Source organism: Acinetobacter sp. ME22 (genome assembly GCF_022012315.1).
Classification (GTDB): Bacteria; Pseudomonadota; Gammaproteobacteria; order Pseudomonadales; family Moraxellaceae; genus Acinetobacter; species Acinetobacter brisouii_A.
Genome location: NZ_JAKLTL010000006.1, coordinates 127,006 through 148,997, shown reverse-complemented (window position 1 = coordinate 148,997; position 21,992 = coordinate 127,006). Strand labels below are relative to the sequence as shown.

Sequence of the window (21,992 nt, the reverse complement as noted above, 5' to 3'; positions counted from 1 at the left end):
GACGAGCATTAACAGGATGAGATCTTGCAATGCGTTTAAGCCCAATCAAGTTATTTTTATTGAGTAGTTGCCTCGTTGCAGCACCGTCAGTTTTTGCACTTACTGCAGACCCATCAACCACTCAAAATGCCCCATTACCCGAAAATCCAAGTCTAGGACGTGTGATTTTATACAAAACAGGACAAACCATGCAGCGTATTGGCAATGCCACACAACGCGGTGCAGACAAGGCCTCAGAAAAAATCCAACGTAAATGGGAAAACACCAAAGAGTTCAGTGCTGAAAAATCTCAAGCCGTGCAAGAAAAAGCCAGTGATGTACAACAAGGCGCCGAAAAGAAATGGGAGCAAACCAAAGAAGTAGTGACAGGCAGCCGCAACGATACAACCCCTGTCCCAATTGAGCAAAAATCTTTAAGTCAAGCCAACTAATTAATTGACCTGACGCAGAATATTGCCAGAAGCAAAGCCTTCGGCATTTTCAGTCAGTTGCTGCACAATGCGCTGACGGGCTTGGACACTCCCCCATGCTGAATGTGGGGTGATGATTAAATTCGGAATTGTAGAATCAAGCAAAATATTTCCTTGCTTAGGTGGCTCAACAGTCAGAACATCGGTTGCTGCGCCTGCCAGTTTGCCTTGTTGTAAAGCCTGTGCCAGTGCCGTTTCATTGACGATGCCGCCACGTGCTGTATTCACCAAAAATGCGCTCGGCTTCATCAATGCCAGTTCTTTTTCAGAAATCAGATCTTTGGTGCTGTCATTCAGTGGACAATGTAGCGTCAGCACATCGACCTGCGGTAACAGTTCTCCAAGTGACAAACGTCCCTCATGCTGACGATTTGGCAGATTTCCCACCAAAATCTTCATGCCAAATGCTTGTGCCAAACGAGCAACTTCCTGTCCAAGTTCGCCATAACCCAACACGCCAAGCGTTTTACCTGCCAATTCCACAATCGGAAAATCTAAAAAGCAGAACTGCTCTGCCTGCTGCCAACGCCCCTGCTGCACCGCCTGATTGTATTTCACCACATTGGTTGCCAGTGCCAGCATCAGTGCCAACGCATGCTGTGCCACCGATGCCGTGCCGTACCCTTGACAGTTACACACCACAATGCCCTGCGCTTGTGCAGCTTTTAGATCGACATTATTAGTGCCTGTGGCAGAAATTAAAATCAGTTTGAGTTTTGGCAATTGCTGAATCGTTTCAGCGCTTAACACTACTTTATTGACAATCGCGACTTCAACATTGGACAGTCGTGTGAGTACCTGATCTGAGGAGGTTGCGTCATACAATTGCAACTCAGAAAAAGCAGCATTGAGCGGACTAAAGTCCAAGTCGTTCTGATCTAAACTGGCATAATCCAAAAATGCGGCTTTTAACTGGCTCATGTTGTTGTCCTTGATGATGTTTTGGCGAAATTGACTGCATACATTAAAGCTTGTCTGATCTGTCGATGCAATTGCTCAGTCAGGTGTTGGTAGTCCTGTTCCAATCCCTGCTCTGCCGCCAAATACGGTGCTGCATCATTCCAAGAACCCATGCCACCAAACACCCATGCTTGCTGTGCAGCCAAAAAAAGCTGTTGCTGTAACTCTCGAATACTGTGACTGGTTTGTGCCAAGGTTCCTGCTGCCCGATGAAAAATCTGGGCGAACTGGGTTTCTCCAATCACTTGAGCCAAATGTTCTAACTTGTGCAACACCATTAAAAAATCCTGCCGATTATCTACAGTTGTAAGCACAGGAAATTTTTCTAATTTACAGAGTGACTCATAGTAATCTATATCCCATTGTTGTTCTAAATCATTGAACTGCCAATCTGAGCGCCAAGCACTGAGTGTGCCATCATTAAAGCGGGTATAAATCAGTGGGTATTGTCCAAACAAATCCAGTCGCATATCTTGAATGTGGCGCTGTCGCAAGCTATCGAACCAATACTGTGTACTCTGTTCAAGCTGCTGCCACGGGACAAGTTGTTTTAAGATCGGACGATGTTCGGGTTGAAAATGTAAACTGTGAATATAAGCGATATTGGGTAGGCTCATCTGCCCATGAAAATGACCAACCAACTGACAACTGAGTAAAATTTCTGCATGCACAAGACTAAAAAACCGAAATAAAAATCATTTGCACACTGTATAAAAAGCCATCAATACATCGCAATCTGAATTTGTGCAAAATCAGTAACCATAAAAAAACAGAAAAAACCGAAATTTTTTCTGTTTTTATTTGCTATTCAGCAATTTATGCGAGGATAAATTTTTCTTCATCCAAAAGTGGCGGTTCAACAAAATAACAAATGCCCAAACTATCGCAGCGCATATTTTGGTCTTTATAGCTTAACACATAATATTCTGGATATTTTTTCACAACGATTGGGCTCATATCCATCGACAAAGCATCGTCTTCAGGGAACAGTTTCATGACACGGCGGTCATTCATCACCACGATATAGCGTTCGTTGTTTAGCTCAATCTTGACGATACAGCTTGATTTAATTAGCAGTGGAATCAAATATTTATGATTGAGTCGAATCGCTTCATCTGGGTAGCTTTCAATTTTGTTGCTAATAATGTTAAACACCAGATAATTGCCATAACAGTCTTGCAACTGGTTGGGATTATTGTCTTTTGGCAAATTAACCTTAATGCCCAGTTTTTGTAAATCTTGTTCTGTCACCTGACGGCGACTCAGCATAATACGGGTAATTAACTGTTTTAAGTTAGCATCTAAATACTGGTCATCTAACTGTAAGTCATTGCTACGTAAAATACGCCCAAGCGCTGCGCTATGACGTGATAACAGATTATTAATCACGGTACGGTAGTAGAATTTACTCTTTTTCTTGACCGTACGCATTTGCTGATAGAAATAGTTTTTATTCCACGGATGGCGAATAAAGTCATTCAATAAACTTGAACTGGCTAAAACCGAAAGTGCCTCATGCCCTGTAAATGGCAAATGTAAGGTATGCAACTGTGGCAAGACGTGTTTGATCTTTAAATAATGTTCACGGTCATTGGCATAGTGCGGGTCATACACCACGATGTATTCACTGTTTGAGCAAACATCCTGCGTGGTAATGTGCATATCCTGATGTAAGCTTTCATCAAAAAATTCGGTATAACGACGATCTTCCACTTCTTGCGGATCAATACTGTACTGCGGCACAAATGCAATGATGCGGTTCATTTTCAGCAATTTAGAATATTTAATTGCCGCATATCCCCCCATTGAACCGCCATAACCGACTACGGTTTCAAACTGGTCTAAAATCGGCTGTACGGCGCTCATCATGGCCTGCATGCTCTCAGCAGGAAACCATGATTTAATTTTTGGCATCACGCCAATCACGTTATATTCGTATTTTGCCAACGACTTTTCTGCATTAATCGTTAAGCCTTTGGCGCGAGTAATTAAATCCCCAAACGAAAAAATCAGTTCTTTGGAATTTCCTTTTAGAAAAATAACTCGGATTTGTTCGTCTTCAAAAATAATTTGCTTATCCATTTAGGCACCGAAAATAAAAATTGGCAACAGCCAAAATGCAATAAAAAAGAGGGACTGGCGAATGCCTATTGTATAAAGGCAAGAGAGATTAAACAGGGCAAAATATGACATCTTGCCATGCCGCTGTCAGATTTCTATAGTTTAAAACCAATAGGCATAATCCCAAAACGGATTTTTCAGAAAAACTATAAAATTCATATATTCGGCTATTTCATAATACAATTCATCTAAATTTAAATGAATTAATTAAGCTGTCACAATGCTGCGCTTGAATATTCGCATTATTCCAATGAGGGGGAATTGGACAATGCAATATGTCAAAACCACAGCAGGTCATGACGCTTTACAACAACGCTCTAAATTGCTTTCTGCCAAACAGCGCCAATTGCTATTTATTATTGGAACGGAAGCATTTGATAAATTGCCTGAAATGAATCAACGACGCCTATTACAGCCTGAACTGATTGATGGGCTATTGGCGCTCGGTTTTATTAAAGATCAGACACCCGAAACCGAAACCGAAACCGAAACCGAAACCGAAACCGAAACCGTTGCGCCAGTATCCCCGACTGTCAATGTACTCTCACACGTACTAGAACGCTATGCGAAACCGCAAGCCGCGCCTACACTGGCAGAGGAAATCGCTCAAGAACAAAAAGAAGCCGATTTTAAGCTCGACACAACACCCCCACCTAGCCTAGATTTGGCACTGAACTTACCAACCATGAAAAATATGATGGTGGAAACCTTGCAACAATACTGTGGTTTATTGGCAAAAGGACTGATTGAGCGTATCCGTCAGTGTCAAACTGCAGATGAACTCAAACGCTGCCATATGGCATGGGTCACACTGCTACAAGAAACACGTTTACCTGCAAAACAATTGCACAGTCAAATGAAGCAACTCCAAAAATTCTATCATTTGCCAGAATCTGTACACAGCAATCATTGAGCAATCCCCTGAAGTCACTTAAAGTTAAATGAAACTAAAAAGACTGAGGTGATGTCATGTGGAAAACGCTAAAGTGGGCAAGTGTACTTGGCTGTGGACTATTATTACACGCCTGTATTATTGTCCCCGAACAAACCCGACAGATTGAATCGACCACGCGTGTTTTTGTGGATTCGAATGCAAGTCACACCCAAGTTGAAATCAGTCGGCCACAGGTGATTATTCTGCAACAGCCTCGCGGTGATTATCATCCACAACCACCACAATACCACGTTCCACCCAACTGTCACTTACAAGCCAATGGACGGTCTATGCCGCCCATTCCTGTTGTTTGTGATTAAAATTCCTCATACACCGCAGGGTCTTGATTTTTCAAACGACCATTGCTGCGCGTCAAGGCGTTGATCTGCTGCATTTGCTCATCACTGAGTTCAAACTGAAAAATTGCTTTATTGGCGAGCTGATTTTGGTCACTGGTCGCTTTAGGAATTGGAATCACACCGAGTTGAATCTGCCATTTCAAAATAATCTGTGCGACTGATTTTCCAAGTTGCTCAGCAATTTGCTGTAATACAGGCTCCTGAAAGACATCACGCGCCCGTCCCAACGGACTCCATGCCATCGTTAAGATACCATGCTGCTGATGATATGCCCGTTGCTCTGCTTGGTTAAAATATGGGTGTAATTCAATTTGGTTAATCACAGGCATGACACCTGTTTCTTTCTTTAAAACTTCAAGATGTTCAGGCAAGAAGTTGCTTACTCCAATTGATTTAATTTGTCCTTTTTTCTGAGCATCAATCAAAGCCTGCCATGCTTCAACATATAAGCCCTGTTTCGGGTTTGGCCAGTGGATCAGATATAAATCGAAATAATTCAGTTGGGCACGATAAAGAGATTCCTCAATTGTGACCACAGCCTTTTCATAATGATGATGACGCCCTGGCAACTTAGAGGTAATAAATAATTCATCGCGCTCTAGCTTTGATAAACGAATAGCCTGTCCAACGGCACCTTCGTTTTCATAGTTAAATGCGGAATCTAACATACGATAACCATGCCCTAAAGCACGTTGCATGACCTCTACACCTGCATGTCCATTGAGGCTATAAGTGCCAAAGCCGAGTGCAGGAATGTGTTGACCATCATGTAGTTTTAGATTTGGAATTTGTACAAATTGATTCATGTGTCATTTTCCCTCTGGTGCTGCTTATTATTCAGATTGAAATTTTCCAGACAAATTGCTGGTCAATATGCTCAGACATTATGGCGCAGTCGCTTGTCGAGCACAGGCTAAATTGTATAAATAATGCTATTTCCCTGCTGAAATTCAGAGAAATTCCTATAATAAAAGCAAATAAATTCAAGGAATGAGATTATGTCAACAATACACCCAACCGCAGCACAAGGCTTTGGCTCTGGGGCTGAACTTTATCAACAGACCCGTCCAAGTTATCCACTACAAATCATCTCATGGCTGCGTCATGAACTTGAGCTGACGCATCAATCGGAAGTGATTGATCTTGCTGCAGGTACAGGAAAATTTACCCAATATCTAAAACAGGTTACGCCACATATTGTGGCGGTTGAACCAATCGCAGAAATGCAGCAACAACTGCATGCCACCCAACCTGAAATTACGATACTCAGCGCTCACAGTGATCATATTCCATTAGAATCGGCTCATTATGATGCTGTTTTAGCAGCTCAAGCCTTTCACTGGTTTTCCAATCATGAAACCCTTGCCGAAGTCTATCGCTTACTCAAGCCACAAGGGCATTTTGGATTGATTTGGAATCAACGTGATACCACTGTGCCTTGGGTCAAGGCAATTGCCGATATTTTATTGCCACTCGAAGCAGATACTCCACGCTATCATAGTGGTGAGTGGAAAAAAGCTTTTAAAAATCAAACATGGTTTAAACTAGGAAGTGAACAGCATTTTATTCACCAACATCATGGCACAGTCGAACAGGTCGTGAGTAAGCGTTTGCTTTCAACCAGTTTTATTGCCATGATGCCTGCTGAACAACAGCAGCAACTCAAGCAGCAGTTTGAACAGGTGGTGTTTGAGCATTTAGGCAAACGCCCAAATGATGAAATTGATTTTCCATATATTACGTATGCTTATGACTTTATCAAAACACAATAAAGTCGATTGCTAACTTAGGTGACATGTCATGTTTTTTTCTTGTCGTGATTGGATGCTGTCCTGCCTTGTGCTGGGCAGCTTGGGGCTAGCAGGTTGCCACAAAACTCCAGAACAGCCTGCGACCGAACAAACGTCTTCGGCATCTACAGCAAGCCATCCCGTTGCTCAACGACCAGCCCATATTCGTGAGTTTGCAGCAACAGCCAATGATGCACATGATATTCAACAGTTAGAAAATTTTACTCGTAATTTTCATGACATGTCACAGGAGATGCGTACTGAGCTTGAACAACTCAAAAAGAACAATCAGCTCAGTCAAGAATTTGTGATGCAACGTAAGCATGATCAAGTGCATTCCGCACTCAACATGCTCAAAGATCTGGATTTAAAAACAGAACAAGGGCGTTATATCCAAGGCATGATGTCTACTTACTGGAACAGTCAGCGTGAACCACAAAAGCAGACACCTGTTGATCAATCCACACTGATCCAAGCGGCTCAACAGCTTGAATACTGGAAAGCACATACCGAATCAGCCACAGCGCCATAAAATCAACGCGGGACTATTCCGCAATCTGAGCGTTATAACGCCTTGCGTTCAATCCACTGAATCGACTTGACACGAAACAGTTCACATCCTCCTTCGCCAACATCAGTATTGGTGAGAGAGGATCGCCAGACCAAGTCACGGTCTTTGATTTCAACCAATTCACCTTGCAAACGTACCAAATCCCCACGGCGAACCTGTTTTATTTGCTGAGCAATGTTTGGTGTAGCAGGTACAATGTGCATATTGGAAACCATTTGCATGGCTTTTTGTGGAGAAACAGGTAAGGTTTTCATTTTCCAATTCAGAAAGCGGTCATACTGCCGAACCGTAATTTGACGTGCAAAATAGGGGTCAGCAAACATGCCCCAACTTACAGCATAGTCAATTGGCGAGAACTTCGCCTGTTCGTCATGCGTATAGCTTTTGGTACTTAAAATGCGAAAGTCGCCTTGGAAACTTTTTAGGGTTGAAATGGATTGCCCTTGAGCGGTCGGTGCTAGACCATTGGCAATGTTATATTCTGCACCTGAGTTTGAGGCAAAACTGTGGCTTGCAAGCACTAGCAATCCAATACCACATGCCCAATGCTTTAAAACTGGCATGCTGATTCCTCATCTAAACATTGATTTGATCTTTTAAATTTTAAAAGCTCAATGCTCAGCAAATACAGCGAAAAACGTAACCATAAGCGCTAAAAACGTAGGAATTTTGTCATCTAGTCTTCAAATTCAACCCGAATGGTTTCAAAGCGAATACGCCCTTTCTTCACCGCTTCAGCAATCGCTTGTTGCCCCTTGGTCAAACGGGCATTACCACTTTTAATATCAATCAGCACTACTTCGATGTGATCGGCTCGTCCTGCGCCATCTCGAAAAGCGTTATAGCCATTGAAAACGATATAATCGACTGGATCTCCCAAAAATTTGGCATCACTTGGCAAATATTCAAATTCGGGAAAGATCGGTGCAAACTGCTCTGCCATTTTACCTTTGAGAATTGCCCGACTGCTGTTCACGCTGCGTGACTGAACTTGGCGCAATTCTTTTTGATGTTGACGTTTTAATTCAGAAATTTGGGCTTCATATTCGGCTTGAATTTTACCATTTCGTAAATTGGACAACAGCGCATAGGTCAAGATTATGCCTATGCCCAAACCTATCGCCATGGCAATCCAAATCGACATCTGTTATTTCCTTCCGAATAAAGTCAAGCATTTAAACAGGCTTAAGACTTTTTGTCATGTCCTAAGCGCAGCCTGAGAAAAAGTGCTAAAGTAATCCAGCCTATATTTCTTCTATAATTGACATGAAAACTATATTAATTGCCAACCAGAAAGGTGGATGCGGAAAAACCAATACAGCAATTACTTTGGCAAGCGCCCTGGCCGTAAAAAACTATCGTGTCGCACTGGCGGATGCCGACAATCAAAAATCAAGCTTACAATGGCTCAAACAACGCCCAAGCAGTGCAGCACACATTCAATCTTTAGACTGGCGCAATGAAAAATCAATTGGCGATGCACCTAAAAATCTAGAATATCTGATCATTGATGCGCCTGGTGCACTTTCAGGTGAACATGCCGAACATCTGATCAGCGAAAGCCATGCCATTATTACCCCTCTACAGCCCTCCTTTTTTGACATCGACAGTACACGCCGCTTTCTGAAACATTTACAAGAGATTAAACGCGTCCGTAAAGGTAAGGTCGAGTTATTGCTCGTGGCAAATCGCGTGAAAGCCAACAGTGCCAGCTCACGGGACATTCAAGAATTTTTTGGAAAAATCGAACAACAACCAATTGCATGGATTTCTGAACGGAGTGCTTATGGACAACTGGCTGTACAAGGCTTAAGTATTTTTGATAAACAACAAAAGACCTATGTGAGTATTCAGAAACAATGGCAACCGCTACTCAATGCCATTATTGATGATCCAACCGCATGGTTTTAAATGGCAGACAGATCAATTTGCCGCCATGGGTTTTTCAGTTAATATACCTATATTAAAAAAACCTTAATTTTGAGATACGCGTGCAAAAATCTGCCCCTGTTTTGCTACATCGGATTTTGTTGTTTGGATTGTTCTTCATCCTGCTTTACTTAAGCTTCAGTGTCCTTAAATATTTTATTGTGCCTGTGGTTTGGGCAATTATTATTGCCTACATGACATGGCCGATTTATCGCTGGGTACTGGTGAAATGCGGAGAAAACCGCCAAACACTGAGCGCGACCTTAATGTTATTTCTCATTATTTTGGTCATCGGCATTCCATTGATTTTTGCTATCTTTATTTTGCAACATGAAGGTCGTCAGTTATTTTTTGAACTGCAAAAACAGTTGTTTTCTGGGCACTTTAGCTTACCCAAACTGATTACCGACCTGCCTGTCATTGGTAAAGATATACAGCGTAGCTTAAATGAACTGAATAACAATCCACATGCCATCACACAAAATATTATGTTTTGGCTACAGAACCATCTCAACTATGGACGCTTTGTCCTGAGTGAAATTAGCCGTAATCTTGTCAAATTATTTTTTGCTTTATTTTCATTGTTCTTTTTCTATCGGGATGGTTTGAGCCTCCTAGAACAAGTCAAAACGGCACTGGAAAAAGTCATTGGTCCTCGTGTTCACCATTATTTAGACACGATTTCTGAAACCACACGTGCTGTCGTATATGGCATTGGTTTAACTGCAATCGCCCAAGCTGTATTGGCAGGTTTAAGCTACTTTGTTGCAGGCGTACCGAACCCAATGGTGCTCACCATCATTACTTTCGTACTGGCACTCATTCCTTTTGGGACGCCACTGTCTTATACAGCCGTCGGTTTATGGTTAATTTCACAAGGTCAAGTCTTTGAATCAATTGGTGTTTTAATTTGGGGCGTGTGTATTGTCAGCACCTCTGACAACGTCATTCGTCCTTTGGTCATTTCAGGTGCAACCAAAATCCCGTTTTTATTGATCATGTTTGGGGTATTGGGCGGCATTGCCAGCTTTGGCTTGGTGGGTCTATTTATTGGCCCTGTCATCTTGGCGATTTTACTGGCGATTTGGCGAGAATGGATTCATGAACAGAATGAGTTCACAACTGAAGATTAAAACCTACAAATTCATACATGTCATAACGGATGAATAACAATTCATCCACTTGAATTTGCTTGAATAAAAGACGCAAAAATAAAATACGAAAAAAAGGATAATCATCATGCGTCATTTTATTCAGCTTAGCTGCTTATGCTTACTCGGTTCAGGTTTCATGACAGGTTGTCAGTCCTTGCACCCTCAGCATTCATATCAAAAGAAAGTCAAAATCCATGCTGTTTCGACTCAAGGCATTGGTAAAAAAATAGGCACTGTTCGCTTAGAAGATTCAGCACGAGGTTTAGTGATCACGGCTCATTTATCTAAACTGCCTTCGGGGGAACACGGCTTTCATATCCATGAAAATGGCTCATGCCAAGCTGCTGAACGAAATGGCAAACTCGGTGCTGCTTATGCTGCAGGCAATCATTTTAATCCTGATCATGCCAAACATCATGGTACAGCACTGACAGGGCATTTAGGTGACTTGCCCGCGTTACAAGTCGACTCCAATGGCGATGTCAATCAACGTGTGGTTGCACCTCGACTCAAGCTCAGTGACATTCAAGGGCTTGCAATTATTGTCAACGCAGGTGAAGACAACTATGCGGATGCAGGAAATCCCTCAAGTCGCGGTAGAGAGCATATTGCTTGCGGGGTTATTCCATAAAGTGCTTGAGCAATTGACAGTCGAATAAAAAAAGTTCAGTCTAAACTTCGACATAATCACCTAAAAATCAATGACGTGAATAGCTTCTATACCCTGCTTCAGCGTTACCAGAGCAATGCATTGATCATGTATTGTTTGCAAATGTGTATTGTACTTACCGGTACGACACTTGGTTTATATTATTTGCACTTGGGACAATTTATTGTCCCTGTGACCCTCGGCACCATTGCCGCAGCATTAACCGATTTCGATGACCGACTCACCATTCGTCTGCGTAATCTGCTCTATGTCTGCATTCTATTTTTTACGACCAGTACCATTTTAGAATTACTGCATCCGTATCCCCTATTATTTATCAGTTACTTATCTTTATCGAGTGCAGGTTTTATCTTGCTCGGTGGCTTAGGGCAACGCTACGCCAGTATTTCCTTTGGGACGGTATTACTCTCGATTTATACCATGTTTGGTTTGGGCGAGCCTCATGTCTGGTACTGGCAGCCTAGCTGTTTTGTATTGGGAGCCATGTGGTATGGCTGTGCTGCCATTGTGTTTTATCTGCTCAAACCAACACTGGTGGTACAGGATTATCTCTCGACCAGTTTTCAGCAAATTGCCAAACTTCTACAACTCAAGTCCAAACTGTTCGACCCCGATCACCAGCATTTGGTCGAACAATTACTCTTTGATTTATCTGTACAAAACTCAGCAGTCGTGCAAAGTCTGAATCAGACCAAAGCCGCTTTACTGACCCGTTTAAAGGCCTCCCGTGCCAATAAAAACACCATTTACTGGCTACATTTGTACTTTCTCGCACAGGATATTCACGAACAGGCGACCTCGAATTATTTGCATTATGAACACATCCAAGCCAATTTTAGTCGTAGTGATCTGATCTTTCGTATTCAGAAAAATATTCGGATGAATGCACTGGCATGTGAGCAAATTGCCCAGTGTGTTCTCAGTCGACAACCTTATGTGGTCAATTCTGAACATAGTTTGGCGCTTCAACAGTTAGAGCAATCCATGCATGACTGGGTACAACTCAATCCAAGTAATGTTGAAGTTAAAAATTTACAGCTCATTTTAAACAATCTGCACAATCTACATCAGCAACTTTTAGCACTGAATCATTTGCCTGAACAGACCACAACGCTAGATGATCATCTTAATCTTTTGGATGATGATATTCAGGACTGGCATGATTTACTGCTAAAACTCAAACAGCATTTAAGTCCACAGTCTGCACTATTTCGCCATGCTGTACGGATTGCAGTCGTGTTTGTGGTGGGTTATGCCATTTCCCTACTGCCATTTGCACGCAATGGCTACTGGATTTTACTGACCAGTTTATTTGTCTGTCAGATCAGTTACTTTGCCACCAAGTCGCGTCTGAAAATGCGTACTTTAGGCACGCTCTCTGGGGTACTGTGTGGTATTCCGATTTTATATTTTGTGCCGAGTGTTGAAGGGCAATTGTTGCTGACGGTGATTTGTGGAGTGTTGTTCTTTTATCTGCGTGTCAAAAAATATTCGATGGCAACCCTCATGGCAACCCTGATGGTGTTATTGATTTTTAACATTAAAGGTGCAGGTTATGAAATTATCTTACCTCGTATTATTGATACACTACTTGGCTGTGCCATCGCTTGGCTAGCGGTGAGTTTTATCTGGCCAGATTGGAATTTTCGTAATATTTCCAACAACATTAAAAACTCAACTCAAGCGACACTGGCATATCTCGATGCAGTCATGACGCAGTACCAATACGGTAAGCAAAATGATTTGAGTTATCGTGAGGCACGGCGCTTTGCGCATAACAAGCAAATTGAACTGTCTGCCATGATTTCGAGTCTTAGCGCAGAGCCGCATCCGAACCCGACTCTGATTCATCATGCTTTCCGCTATTTGGTCTATAGCCACAGTCAGCTCAGCTATATTGCTGCATTAGGCAGCCATCGTGAACAGGTACAAGACCCTGACATTTTGCAATTAATGCAATGGTGTCAACAGACCTTAAATGCGGTTTTACTGCAACAGCAGCCCTTGCCTGACGCTGAAATCCAAGTAAAATTGCGAGAGATTAAAACACTCAACCAACAGGCTGATGTTTCTGATCATTTATTACTGATCTTAAAACAGATCAGCTTGTTATTAGAAACCTTGCCTGAACTGCTTCATCTCAGACAGCAGTTATTAATACAAGAAATTAAGTAAAATCAGCCCGAGCCACTGCTCGGGTGATTCACATCCAAAATTTAAAATGAACCCGATTGCTGACGCTGTTGCATCAAACTTTTCAAGATTTTTCGTGGAAGGGTAAACCATAACCCGAGCAGTAACAGACAACTCCCAGAAAATGCAATCAGATGAACCTGCGTGTACAGCCAACGTACCGCTTCAATCACCACAAAAAAGCTCAGCATCAACAGCATCGACACGGCTGCGGCAACAGTGCCTTTTGATACGTCAGAGGACATCAGCGCAAAACGATACATCACAGAAAAACAGATGCCTTCGCCAAAACTGATGAGGGTCATCCCAATCAAAAGCAACGCCAAAGCATAGTGTGGCAAAAATACGGCTGCCAATAGACAAAAAGCACCGCCCAGCATAATCGGAACACCGATAAAAATAGTTCGACCTAAAGCAAAACGGTCAATAATGCGAATCAACAACATATTGCCCGCAATCAGTCCCATAAATACAGGGAATTGCGACAAGCCATAAGCAAAACTACTCAGTTTGAGTTCTTCAACCAACATCACAGGTGATAAAGCAATCCACAGCATCAGCGGCATATTGACCAAAGGCAATGCCAGACTCAAACCTAAGAACTGCGGATTACGATAGACCCGCTTAAAATCGTCCAGTAAATAGATAAAGGGTTGGCGAGTTACACTCTGCTGCTGCCGTGGCATTTGACTGTTTAGACCAAACCAACTCAGCCCCGCCAACATCGCAATCGCAACAAAACCCCAGTGCCACGACACATAATCAATGAGAAATGCGCCAAGTACAGGCCCAAGTAATGGTGCAAGCAAGGAAATATTTGCCATCAGTGCCATGACTTTAATTGCATCACGTTCAGCAAAACTTTCTTGAATCGCAGCATAACCCACCGCTGAAATCACGGTCAGTCCAATGCCTTGTAAGAAACGCATGGCTAAAAACTGCTGTATGTTTTGGGTCAGTAAAATCAACAGGCAGCACAGCGCAAAAAATAGCACGCCTGCCAGTAATACTCGCCTACGCCCCAATCGGTCGGACAGTGGTCCAAGTAACCAAGCCACACTCGCCCCACCAAGTAGGTAAAACGACATTGAAGACGGTGCCCATGTTGCACTGACAGAAAATTCTTGGGTAATTGCCAACATGGCAGGCTGAATTAGGTCATTACCGATATACACGGCAAATTCAAAGAGAACCAATGCCAGTGGAAACATCAGCGTTGAACGATTCAATGTTTTTGGAGTCGGTTGCATGGTTTTTTCTTCAATAGTTTGTCATGCCGAGCTGTCAACCAGTCGACTTATGTCATGAAATAATAATCAACAAAGAATGCACTGTATTTACAACGTGCTCAAAATCAGATGATAAAAATATAGAGTGTTATGGCGCACACCATAACATTTTTTGACTAGATGGTCGAGAAAGATCAAATTGTGGCAAGGCAACACTTGCCACAGGCTCAGTTAAATCAGCCATAAAAATGCTGTTTTAAATGTTGGCTATAATCTGTCAAATACTGATCTAGTTGCTCACGCCGATTGGCTTTTGGCATGCTTTGCGCTGCCAATTGTGCTTGCTTAAACTTTAACTGCTTTAAAATTTCTGTTTGCTCATCCTGCGAAAGCACGGCTTTTTCTTTCTGTTGTTTTTTGATCTCTAAATAATTTTCCGCCCATACGCGTAGCGGATCATTCGGATCAATTTGGGCAAACAAATCGGTGATCAGTAATGCAGGCATACTTTCCTGTAGTGCCAGTTCAGCCGACAATAACCCACGAATCGAGTAAAACACTTTTTTATAGGTAAAGTTATCGGCAACTTGCATGACTTTCATGCCATTTTCAGCCAAAGATAAATAGTGATAATACAAGGCACTATAGTCAATCAGTTCCAGCAGTCCTTGTTTAAAGCTATTCCATTCAGGCACAACATTGAGATATTCGATATGCGCCCTTACCCACTCCAAAACAGTTGGGTTGCTTTTTGCCAAAAGCCCGAACATTTTATCGAGGTCATAAGATACGAAATCAAAATCACCGTCCATAATTTCGATCAAATCTCGATGTTTCTTATAATCAAAATATTGAGCTTTGCTAGGTAAATGAAAACCACGAACATCATAATCGCTGTCAGGGCTTGCTATGCCCCATAAGCGGCTACCACTCTCAATATAAAACAGCGGAATATCTTGGCATTGTTCAAAAAGTTGTTGGATATTTTTTTCGATGTTCATATTATGACTGGTTTTTTGCTAGTTCTACGGGCTGAATTTGATTGAGTTGTGCAACATTTGGATTTTTTTCAAATTTAAGCCAACCTTGTTTCATCCAGTGTTCGACTTTTTCCTTCTTCAAAATATGTAAAAGGTTGGCTAATAGAGAGAATTTAGCATTATCATTAAAGTAATAAACAATTACTCTTACATTTCGATCTATGTCATCATTTAAGCTAAATAACTCAATGATATATTCTTGATCAGAAATATCTAGAGAATGCCCTAAAATGTTAATATTCATATTAAGTTTACTTTCATTCTCCATTTTTTCTTTCATAATTCTTCTGATTGCTGAATCTACATTTGAAAAATCAGTTTCAAAATTCTTAAGATTATTCTTATCGTTATTAATTTTATTTTTAGATAAGATCAAAAAGTTATAATCTGTATCTTTCATCAACTTCTGATGATATTTAGTAAAACCGTAAGCCTTGATTTTCTTTAATGCTTTCCCCTTTAGTTCAGATACTCCAAGCACCATATTTTGCTTTTCACCTGATCGCCCATGTAAAAAATCAATTTTCGTAGCCTGATTATAAAAATCCAAATACGTTTGGGTATAGTTAAACGAATAAATTTGATCAATTTTGGTCAAGTCATATTGATCTGATTTTAATGGCTGAAAAGCACTTTTTGGCTTAAGTTCTTTAACTACTTCTTCAAGATAAAAATTAAATAGTTCAATAAAATCCTCTAGTTGATCATTTAAGTAACTTAAGAATGATCCTGCATTAAAGCCATTTTCGATATTTTGACCATAACAAAATTTAGCATTTATATTGGTTCTATTCTGACTATGCTTTTTTCTTTCTTGGTTATATAGCCTTATTGAGTTTGTATAAGCTTCATAGTTCTCTTCAGCAGTAAACTGGAAAAAATCTAATATTTTAGAGTATCGAAGATTTATAGACTTCTCATCTTGATTATTCTGCATAAAATATAAATGTAATTTATTTTCTAGGCTTAATCTTTCTATATCTGCAATACAATGAGTAAAAACTACCAATACATCTTCAATTTTCGTTTCAAAATCAATCCAAGTTTTTACTTCTTTGACATGATCTGAAAAATACTGATACCAACAATTTTCTTTAAGCTGTTTTTTTAATTCTTTAATTTGATCAACTGAAATTTTTATCGCTTCAGTTTGATAAATTGCTTTGGTATAGCCGAAAAAATAATCCTCTTTTTCATATAACTCTTTGAATAAATCATCGAACCCCATTTCCCCTTTCGACTCATCCCATTTTTCAATTGCTGCCATTGCCACCATAAAGTGATCATATTTAGTAGGTAAGTAATGCGACAAATCAAAGCCATTGCCCACAATTAAAATATTCATTGTTATCTATTCTCAATATAAAAAAAGCGCATCTTTCGATACGCTTTTAGCAGAATTTTTTCTATTCAATCAAGTCTTAAAGATCAAATAATTTGCCTGGGTTCATTAAACCATTCGGGTCAAATACTTTCTTCAAGGCTTTCATATATTCGATTTCTTCAGCAGAACGGCTGTATTGCAAATATGGCTTTTTGGTCATGCCCACGCCATGTTCAGCCGAAATTGAACCGTTGTATTTTTTCACGGTATCGAACACATACTTGTTCACCACCTGACATTTGGCAAAGAATTCATCTTTGGTCAAATCCGCAGGTTTTAAGATGTTCAAGTGCAAGTTCCCATCACCAATATGACCGAACCAGCAGATTTCAAAATCTGGGTAGTTTTCAGTCACAATCGCATCAATTTCTTTAATAAATGCAGGGACATGGGTAATTAACACTGAAATGTCGTTTTTGTATGGAATAAACGGCGCAATCGACTCCGAAATATCTTCACGTAAACGCCATAAGCTGTGGACTTGTTCTAGGCTTTGGCTCATCACCCCGTCAAGCACCCAACCCTGTTCCATACAATGCTCAAAGATTTCCATGGCTTTGTCCATGATCGGCTCGTATGGCGCCTCAAACTCAAGCAACACATAGAATGGACATTGAGTTTCAAATGGGCGTTGTACATGACCGTTGTCTAAAACTTTTTGCATCGCAAGTTCACCAAAGAACTCAAATGCAGTCAGGTCAATCTTGCTTTGGAATGCGTGTAACAATGGCATGATGGCGTCGAAGTCAGGGACACCGAGTACCATCACTTGCAAGTCTTGTGGCTGACGCTCAAGCTTGATTTCAGCTTCAGTCACTAAGCCCAAAGTCCCTTCACCACCAATAAACAAATGCTGAAGCGCATAACCTGTTGCGTTTTTGATCATGCCTTTGTTGAGGTGCAGGATATCGCCTTTACCTGTCACAACGGTCAGACCCAACACCCAGTTACGGGTCATGCCGTATTTAATCACTTTAATACCGCCAGCATTGGTGCCGATGTTACCGCCAATCTGACTTGACCCTGACGATGCGAAATCGACTGGATAATACATGCCTTGTTCTTCTGCATAGTTTTGCAGTTGTTCTGTCACTACGCCTGCCTGTACACGAACCATGCGATCTGCGGGGAAAAATTCCAGAATCTGGTTCATCTTGTCCATGCTCACCACGATTTCACCGTTGGCTGCAACTGCACCCGCTGACAAACCTGTACGACCACCCGATGGTGTAATTGCGACATTGAACTGATTCGCAAGTTGAACAATCGCCTGAACTTGCTCGGTACTCGATGGAAATACCACGACAGAAGGATTTGGGTCAAAGTGCTTAGTATGGTCTTTACCCCAGTTTTCTAAGCTATCGGCATCCGTTTTAATGCGATTTTCACCAACAATCGCCGTCAGTTGAGTCAGTAAGTCAGGTGATAAAGCGACAGAAGCATTCATCGTGTACACGCCTAGCAAGAAATAAACAAGTTGTTGCTCACTATGTTATCATATTGCGACCAAATTTGGCCTTATGTAGCGGAGCGGTAATGAGCCAACATCTATCACTACCTAAAGATAAAATTCGTTTCTTATTGTTAGAAGGTGTGCATCAAAATGCCATCGACACTTTAAATGCTGCGGGTTATACCAACATCGACTATCGTAAAACTGCGCTTGAAGGCGAAGCTTTAAAAGAAGCTGTTCAAGATGCACACTTTATTGGTATTCGTTCTCGTACACAATTGACTGAAGAAGTGTTTGCGGCAGCAAACAAATTGATCGCAGTCGGTTGCTTCTGTATCGGAACAAACCAAGTCGACCTTAAAGCGGCAATGAGCCGTGGTATTCCAGTATTTAACGCACCATATTCAAATACACGTTCGGTTGCTGAACTTGTTCTTGCAGAAACTATTCTGTTACTTCGTGGCGTGCCAGAGAAATCTGCAAGCTGTCACCGTGGTGGCTGGAACAAATCTGCGAATGGTTCTTTCGAAACTCGTGGAAAAACTTTAGGTATTGTTGGTTACGGTTCAATTGGTTCGCAACTTTCTGTACTTGCAGAAAGCATGGGTATGCACGTGATTTATTACGATGCAGTCACTAAGCTTCCAATGGGTAACGCACGCCAAGTCGGTTCTTTAGACGAATTGCTTGAAACTGCTGACGTGGTGACACTCCACGTTCCAGACGTTCCATCTACACGCAACTTCTTCGGTAAAGCTCAATTTGCCAAAATGAAAGAAGGTGCAATCTTCCTGAATGCTGCACGTGGTACATGTGTGGTAATTGAAGATTTGGCAGATTCGATCAAAGCAGGTCACATTGCAGGTGCTGCGGTTGACGTGTTCCCGAAAGAACCTAAAGCGAACGGTGAAGAATTTGTTTCTCCACTTCGTGGCCTAGACAACGTGATCTTAACGCCTCACGTGGGTGGTTCAACCATGGAAGCGCAAGCAAACATCGGTTTAGAAGTAGCTGAGAAATTTGTAGCTTACTCTGACAAAGGTATGACCCTTTCTGCGGTGAACTTCCCAGAAATCGCATTGCCAATGACTGAAGGTAAACACCGTTTACTTCACATCCACAAAAACATTCCGGGTGTATTGTCAAAAATCAACAACTTGTTTGCTGAGCAAGGCATCAACATTTCTGGTCAAAGCCTTATGACAAAAGGTGATGTCGGTTACTTAGTGATGGATGTTGACGCGTCTGCATCTCACGAAGCACTCGAAATGCTACATCATGTTGATGGCACAATCCGTGTTCGCGTATTGTTCTAAGCCATAACAGCTTAAAAGCCACAGCCCTGTGTTGTGGCTTTTTTTATTTTTACTTTTTTACCATTTAGTTAAATTATTCCAACATGGGCTTTTTAAAAAATAATACGACGGTTCAATCCATTGCCCTACTTATGGTTGCCATTGTCAGTGTACAAACCAGTGCTTCACTGGCTAAAACTTTATTTGTGACATTTCCCGTACTCAGTATCTCCGCGCTCAGACTGCTGTTCGGGTTTATGTTGCTGGCTATCTTTTTCAAAATTTGGCGGGTCGCATGGCAGCAAATTCGCTGGGCATCGATTATCGGTTATGGCTTGGCTTTAGCAGGCATGAATGCCCTGTTTTACTTGTCCCTGCATCGCTTGCCTTTAGGGATTGCCGTCTCCTTTGAATTTATTGGCCCACTCAGTGTGGCTTTACTGCATGCCAAGCAACGCTATGATCTGGTTTGGGTCGGTTTAGCAATTTTAGGCTTAGTACTGCTTTTTCCGTGGAGTCAGACAGGTCAGGCGCTTGACCCTGTAGGAATTGTCTTGGCGATTGGGGCAGGCGCTTGTTGGGCAGTCTATATTTTAACGGGGAATCGCCCTTCAGGAATTTCGGGCAATCATACCGTCTGCTTGGGTATGTTCATCGGTTCTTGTGTACTGCTGCCGATTGCGCTCTGGATCGGAACACCTGTCACCGTCTTACAGCCACCTTATTTACTGTATTTTATTGCTCTGGCATTTCTCGCCAGCGCTCTGCCTTTTTCGATGGAAATGGTGGCATTACGCCATTTAAGTCCGTTGGTTTTTGGGACATTGACCAGTCTAGAACCTGCCTTTGCCGCACTTTCAGGGGTCTTGTTTTTATCGGAACATCTGCTTTGGACACAATGGCTGGCACTTGCCACCATTATCATTGCATCGATTGGTTGTACCTACACAACCCAACGCGCCAAGCAAAAAGTGGAACAGCAACTCAATTCGATCAAATCAGATCAGAGATAAAAAAGTGGCAATGACTGCCACTTTTATCTATTTTTAAGCATTTTCAATTTTATATTTTTGATATTCATTCAGATACTGTTCAGCCAGTTCCTGTTTCTTTTGTGCCGTTAAAATTTTACCTGCCTGCTGAAAAAAGCGCTGTTCCTCTTCTTGTAAATGATGATGCACCACATCACGCAATTGTTTTGCAATGCCTAACCAGTGTGGACTACTCATTTGCATTTCTTCTAATTGTTCAACAAGTTCATCCATTTTATGATGCTCTGCCAAGGCATGACGCGTAATATCAAGCCCTGTATCATCAAACATCAATGGAATATATAAATAACGATCCTCTGCAACCGAGTGTGCCCATAGTTCATTTTTAAGTGCAGCAAATAACACCTGACGTTCCTGATGATCACCATGTGTTGCTGCTAATTGTTGTGCTAAATGGCGTTGTTGTTCATGACTCTGACGTAAAGCTTCAAAAATATTCATATAAAATTATTCCTATTTTTTCAATGAAATCATTTAGTTCTTAATAAGTATATTTTTTAATCGCCCAGTAGTCGGTTTTATTCTTGTTTTAAACTGTATGTCGTTGTCATCAATCATGACAGGATATGTAAAGCATTTTACTCAAATGTGACGAGTAAAATGCCAGTATCATTTACCATGACGTTACGGTTTGATAACCAATACGGCAAATCAGTACCGTGACCAGAACCAAGAAAATCTTACGTACAAAGCCGCTGCCATATTTCATCGCGACACGCACCCCGACCACTGAGCCTGCCACATTGGCAACTGCCATCATCAAACCAATATGTAAAATGGCGTGACCTGTGGGAATTAAAAAACTCAGTGCAGCAAGGTTGGTCATAAAGTTGCCAATTTTCGACAACGCAGAAGCATGCAGAAAGTCCACACCTAAAAAACGGATGAAGAAGAAAATAAAAAAGCTGCCTGTCCCTGGGCCAAAAATCCCGTCATAGAAGCCAATCAACAAGCTGCCAATCGCAGCCAACACCAAAAGTTTCGGGGTAATATGTAAATCAACCGCGACCTGTCCAAAACTTTTTTTCATAAAAGTATAAATGGCAATCAGGATCAGCATCAGCAACACAAAGGGACGCAGTACAGATTGGGGAATCAACGACAAACATGCCGCACCCGCAAATGAGCTGATGAGCGAACAAATCCCGATCACAATCAACAGTTTCCACTGCAACTTTACTTTGCGGGCAAAGGTAAAGGCTGCTGACCCTGTCCCAAAAATAGAAGAAACCTTATTGGTTCCGATTACCGTAGCGGTCGCCATGTTGGGGAAAGTACTCATAATCCCCGGAATCTGAATCAGCCCACCTCCACCAACAGCAGCATCAATTGCCCCTGCGGTAAATGCAAAACCAACCAGACTTAAGATCGTTATCGTATCCATACAG

The 21,992-nt window shown here is 41.7% G+C and carries 23 protein-coding genes; 11 read left to right on the top strand and 12 right to left on the bottom strand.

Annotated features, from left to right (window positions below):
* The first annotated feature begins 29 nt into the window (after positions 1–29).
* Positions 30–431: a hypothetical protein gene (locus LVY74_RS10255; RefSeq protein ID WP_237814992.1), complete on the top strand. Its 402-nt coding sequence runs from the start codon at positions 30–32 to the stop codon at positions 429–431.
* On the opposite strand, the gene LVY74_RS10250 is transcribed toward LVY74_RS10255, so the two are convergent.
* The 3 genes from LVY74_RS10250 to LVY74_RS10240 form a co-directional block, all read right to left on the bottom strand.
* On the bottom strand, positions 432–1,391 hold the full coding sequence (locus LVY74_RS10250; RefSeq protein WP_237814991.1) for a 2-hydroxyacid dehydrogenase: 960 nt from the start codon (positions 1,389–1,391) through the stop codon (positions 432–434).
* Positions 1,388–2,101 carry a hypothetical protein gene (locus LVY74_RS10245; protein ID WP_237814990.1) on the bottom strand — a complete coding sequence of 238 codons (714 nt, stop codon included), beginning with the start codon at positions 2,099–2,101 and terminating at the stop codon, positions 1,388–1,390. Before LVY74_RS10245 ends, LVY74_RS10250 begins: the two co-directional genes overlap by 4 nt.
* A 145-nt stretch (positions 2,102–2,246) precedes the next feature.
* Positions 2,247–3,512, bottom strand: a complete 1,266-nt coding sequence (locus LVY74_RS10240; protein ID WP_237814989.1) for a hypothetical protein — start codon at positions 3,510–3,512, stop codon at positions 2,247–2,249.
* A 307-nt stretch (positions 3,513–3,819) separates the two neighbouring features.
* Between LVY74_RS10240 and LVY74_RS10235 the strand changes: the two genes are divergently transcribed.
* Both LVY74_RS10235 and LVY74_RS10230 read left to right on the top strand, forming a co-directional pair.
* Positions 3,820–4,464: a hypothetical protein gene (locus LVY74_RS10235; protein WP_237814988.1), complete on the top strand. Its 645-nt coding sequence runs from the start codon at positions 3,820–3,822 to the stop codon at positions 4,462–4,464.
* 56 nt (positions 4,465–4,520) lie between these two features.
* Positions 4,521–4,805 carry a hypothetical protein gene (locus LVY74_RS10230; RefSeq protein WP_237814987.1) on the top strand — a complete coding sequence of 95 codons (285 nt, stop codon included), beginning with the start codon at positions 4,521–4,523 and terminating at the stop codon, positions 4,803–4,805.
* Here LVY74_RS10230 and LVY74_RS10225 read toward each other — a convergent pair.
* A complete protein-coding gene (locus LVY74_RS10225; RefSeq protein WP_151709284.1) occupies positions 4,802–5,650 on the bottom strand; it encodes an aldo/keto reductase in 849 nt (282 codons plus the stop codon). The genes LVY74_RS10230 and LVY74_RS10225 overlap by 4 nt on opposite strands.
* A 189-nt stretch (positions 5,651–5,839) precedes the next feature.
* Between LVY74_RS10225 and LVY74_RS10220 the strand changes: the two genes are divergently transcribed.
* Both LVY74_RS10220 and LVY74_RS10215 read left to right on the top strand, forming a co-directional pair.
* Positions 5,840–6,616: a class I SAM-dependent methyltransferase gene (locus LVY74_RS10220; RefSeq protein WP_237815063.1), complete on the top strand. Its 777-nt coding sequence runs from the start codon at positions 5,840–5,842 to the stop codon at positions 6,614–6,616.
* 28 nt (positions 6,617–6,644) lie between these two features.
* The gene (locus tag LVY74_RS10215; protein WP_237814986.1) at positions 6,645–7,166 is read left to right on the top strand and encodes a hypothetical protein; all 522 of its coding nucleotides are present in this window, start codon (positions 6,645–6,647) and stop codon (positions 7,164–7,166) included.
* Between the two features lie 32 nt (positions 7,167–7,198).
* Here LVY74_RS10215 and LVY74_RS10210 read toward each other — a convergent pair whose 3' ends face one another.
* Positions 7,199–7,768, bottom strand: coding sequence for a hypothetical protein (locus LVY74_RS10210; protein ID WP_237814985.1), 570 nt, complete (start codon positions 7,766–7,768; stop codon positions 7,199–7,201).
* 113 nt (positions 7,769–7,881) lie between these two features.
* Positions 7,882–8,349, bottom strand: coding sequence for a Holliday junction resolvase-like protein (locus LVY74_RS10205; protein ID WP_237814984.1), 468 nt, complete (start codon positions 8,347–8,349; stop codon positions 7,882–7,884).
* Positions 8,350–8,471: 122 nt separating this feature from the next.
* Between LVY74_RS10205 and LVY74_RS10200 the strand changes: the two genes are divergently transcribed.
* The 4 genes from LVY74_RS10200 to yccS all read left to right on the top strand — a co-directional run bounded on the left by LVY74_RS10200 (position 8,472) and on the right by yccS (position 13,133).
* Entirely contained in the window at positions 8,472–9,116 is a 645-nt protein-coding gene (locus tag LVY74_RS10200; RefSeq protein ID WP_237814983.1) for a ParA family protein, read from the top strand.
* Positions 9,117–9,196: 80 nt separating this feature from the next.
* Positions 9,197–10,267 carry an AI-2E family transporter gene (locus LVY74_RS10195; RefSeq protein ID WP_237814982.1) on the top strand — a complete coding sequence of 357 codons (1,071 nt, stop codon included), beginning with the start codon at positions 9,197–9,199 and terminating at the stop codon, positions 10,265–10,267.
* Between the two features lie 106 nt (positions 10,268–10,373).
* A complete protein-coding gene (locus LVY74_RS10190; RefSeq protein ID WP_237814981.1) occupies positions 10,374–10,919 on the top strand; it encodes a superoxide dismutase family protein in 546 nt (181 codons plus the stop codon).
* A gap of 75 nt (positions 10,920–10,994) precedes the next feature.
* Positions 10,995–13,133, top strand: coding sequence for a YccS family putative transporter (yccS, locus tag LVY74_RS10185; RefSeq protein ID WP_330847897.1), 2,139 nt, complete (start codon positions 10,995–10,997; stop codon positions 13,131–13,133).
* Between the two features lie 41 nt (positions 13,134–13,174).
* Here the strand turns inward: yccS and craA are convergent, their stop codons facing one another.
* The 4 genes from craA to LVY74_RS10165 form a co-directional block, all read right to left on the bottom strand.
* Positions 13,175–14,401 (bottom strand): chloramphenicol efflux MFS transporter CraA, encoded by a 1,227-nt coding sequence (gene craA / locus LVY74_RS10180; RefSeq protein ID WP_237814979.1) that lies wholly within the window; start codon positions 14,399–14,401, stop codon positions 13,175–13,177.
* A 215-nt stretch (positions 14,402–14,616) separates the two neighbouring features.
* Positions 14,617–15,381, bottom strand: coding sequence for a nucleotidyltransferase domain-containing protein (locus tag LVY74_RS10175; protein WP_237814978.1), 765 nt, complete (start codon positions 15,379–15,381; stop codon positions 14,617–14,619).
* A gap of 1 nt (position 15,382) precedes the next feature.
* Positions 15,383–16,765, bottom strand: coding sequence for an AbiH family protein (locus tag LVY74_RS10170; protein ID WP_237814977.1), 1,383 nt, complete (start codon positions 16,763–16,765; stop codon positions 15,383–15,385).
* A 76-nt stretch (positions 16,766–16,841) separates the two neighbouring features.
* Complete coding sequence (locus tag LVY74_RS10165; RefSeq protein ID WP_237814976.1) at positions 16,842–18,251, bottom strand: FAD-binding oxidoreductase; 1,410 nt, start codon at positions 18,249–18,251, stop codon at positions 16,842–16,844.
* Between the two features lie 89 nt (positions 18,252–18,340).
* On the opposite strand from LVY74_RS10165, the gene serA reads away from it, so the two are divergent.
* Both serA and LVY74_RS10155 read left to right on the top strand, forming a co-directional pair.
* Positions 18,341–19,573, top strand: a complete 1,233-nt coding sequence (gene serA / locus LVY74_RS10160; protein ID WP_237814975.1) for a phosphoglycerate dehydrogenase — start codon at positions 18,341–18,343, stop codon at positions 19,571–19,573.
* 83 nt (positions 19,574–19,656) lie between these two features.
* Positions 19,657–20,565, top strand: coding sequence for an EamA family transporter (locus tag LVY74_RS10155; RefSeq protein ID WP_237814974.1), 909 nt, complete (start codon positions 19,657–19,659; stop codon positions 20,563–20,565).
* A gap of 33 nt (positions 20,566–20,598) precedes the next feature.
* Here the strand turns inward: LVY74_RS10155 and LVY74_RS10150 are convergent, their stop codons facing one another.
* On the bottom strand, positions 20,599–21,045 hold the full coding sequence (locus LVY74_RS10150; RefSeq protein WP_151709271.1) for a hemerythrin domain-containing protein: 447 nt from the start codon (positions 21,043–21,045) through the stop codon (positions 20,599–20,601).
* A 172-nt stretch (positions 21,046–21,217) separates the two neighbouring features.
* The gene (locus LVY74_RS10145; RefSeq protein WP_237814973.1) at positions 21,218–21,988 is read right to left on the bottom strand and encodes a sulfite exporter TauE/SafE family protein; all 771 of its coding nucleotides are present in this window, start codon (positions 21,986–21,988) and stop codon (positions 21,218–21,220) included.
* Between the last annotated feature and the right edge of the window lie 4 nt (positions 21,989–21,992).

Bases quoted from the DNA above. Each gene is read 5' to 3' on its own strand.
- serA (WP_237814975.1), top strand. From the start codon at position 18,341: ATGAGCCAACATCTATCACTACCTAAAGATAAAATTCGTTTCTTATTG.
- craA (WP_237814979.1), bottom strand. From the start codon at position 14,401: ATGCAACCGACTCCAAAAACATTGAATCGTTCAACGCTGATGTTTCCA.
- LVY74_RS10150 (WP_151709271.1), bottom strand. From the start codon at position 21,045: ATGAATATTTTTGAAGCTTTACGTCAGAGTCATGAACAACAACGCCAT.
- LVY74_RS10255 (WP_237814992.1), top strand. From the start codon at position 30: ATGCGTTTAAGCCCAATCAAGTTATTTTTATTGAGTAGTTGCCTCGTT.
- LVY74_RS10170 (WP_237814977.1), bottom strand. From the start codon at position 16,765: ATGAATATTTTAATTGTGGGCAATGGCTTTGATTTGTCGCATTACTTA.
- LVY74_RS10215 (WP_237814986.1), top strand. From the start codon at position 6,645: ATGTTTTTTTCTTGTCGTGATTGGATGCTGTCCTGCCTTGTGCTGGGC.
- LVY74_RS10230 (WP_237814987.1), top strand. From the start codon at position 4,521: ATGTGGAAAACGCTAAAGTGGGCAAGTGTACTTGGCTGTGGACTATTA.
- LVY74_RS10175 (WP_237814978.1), bottom strand. From the start codon at position 15,381: ATGAACATCGAAAAAAATATCCAACAACTTTTTGAACAATGCCAAGAT.
- LVY74_RS10205 (WP_237814984.1), bottom strand. From the start codon at position 8,349: ATGTCGATTTGGATTGCCATGGCGATAGGTTTGGGCATAGGCATAATC.
- LVY74_RS10250 (WP_237814991.1), bottom strand. From the start codon at position 1,391: ATGAGCCAGTTAAAAGCCGCATTTTTGGATTATGCCAGTTTAGATCAG.
- LVY74_RS10200 (WP_237814983.1), top strand. From the start codon at position 8,472: ATGAAAACTATATTAATTGCCAACCAGAAAGGTGGATGCGGAAAAACC.
- LVY74_RS10235 (WP_237814988.1), top strand. From the start codon at position 3,820: ATGCAATATGTCAAAACCACAGCAGGTCATGACGCTTTACAACAACGC.
- LVY74_RS10190 (WP_237814981.1), top strand. From the start codon at position 10,374: ATGCGTCATTTTATTCAGCTTAGCTGCTTATGCTTACTCGGTTCAGGT.
- LVY74_RS10210 (WP_237814985.1), bottom strand. From the start codon at position 7,768: ATGCCAGTTTTAAAGCATTGGGCATGTGGTATTGGATTGCTAGTGCTT.
- LVY74_RS10240 (WP_237814989.1), bottom strand. From the start codon at position 3,512: ATGGATAAGCAAATTATTTTTGAAGACGAACAAATCCGAGTTATTTTT.
- LVY74_RS10165 (WP_237814976.1), bottom strand. From the start codon at position 18,251: ATGAATGCTTCTGTCGCTTTATCACCTGACTTACTGACTCAACTGACG.
- LVY74_RS10145 (WP_237814973.1), bottom strand. From the start codon at position 21,988: ATGGATACGATAACGATCTTAAGTCTGGTTGGTTTTGCATTTACCGCA.
- LVY74_RS10225 (WP_151709284.1), bottom strand. From the start codon at position 5,650: ATGAATCAATTTGTACAAATTCCAAATCTAAAACTACATGATGGTCAA.
- LVY74_RS10155 (WP_237814974.1), top strand. From the start codon at position 19,657: ATGGGCTTTTTAAAAAATAATACGACGGTTCAATCCATTGCCCTACTT.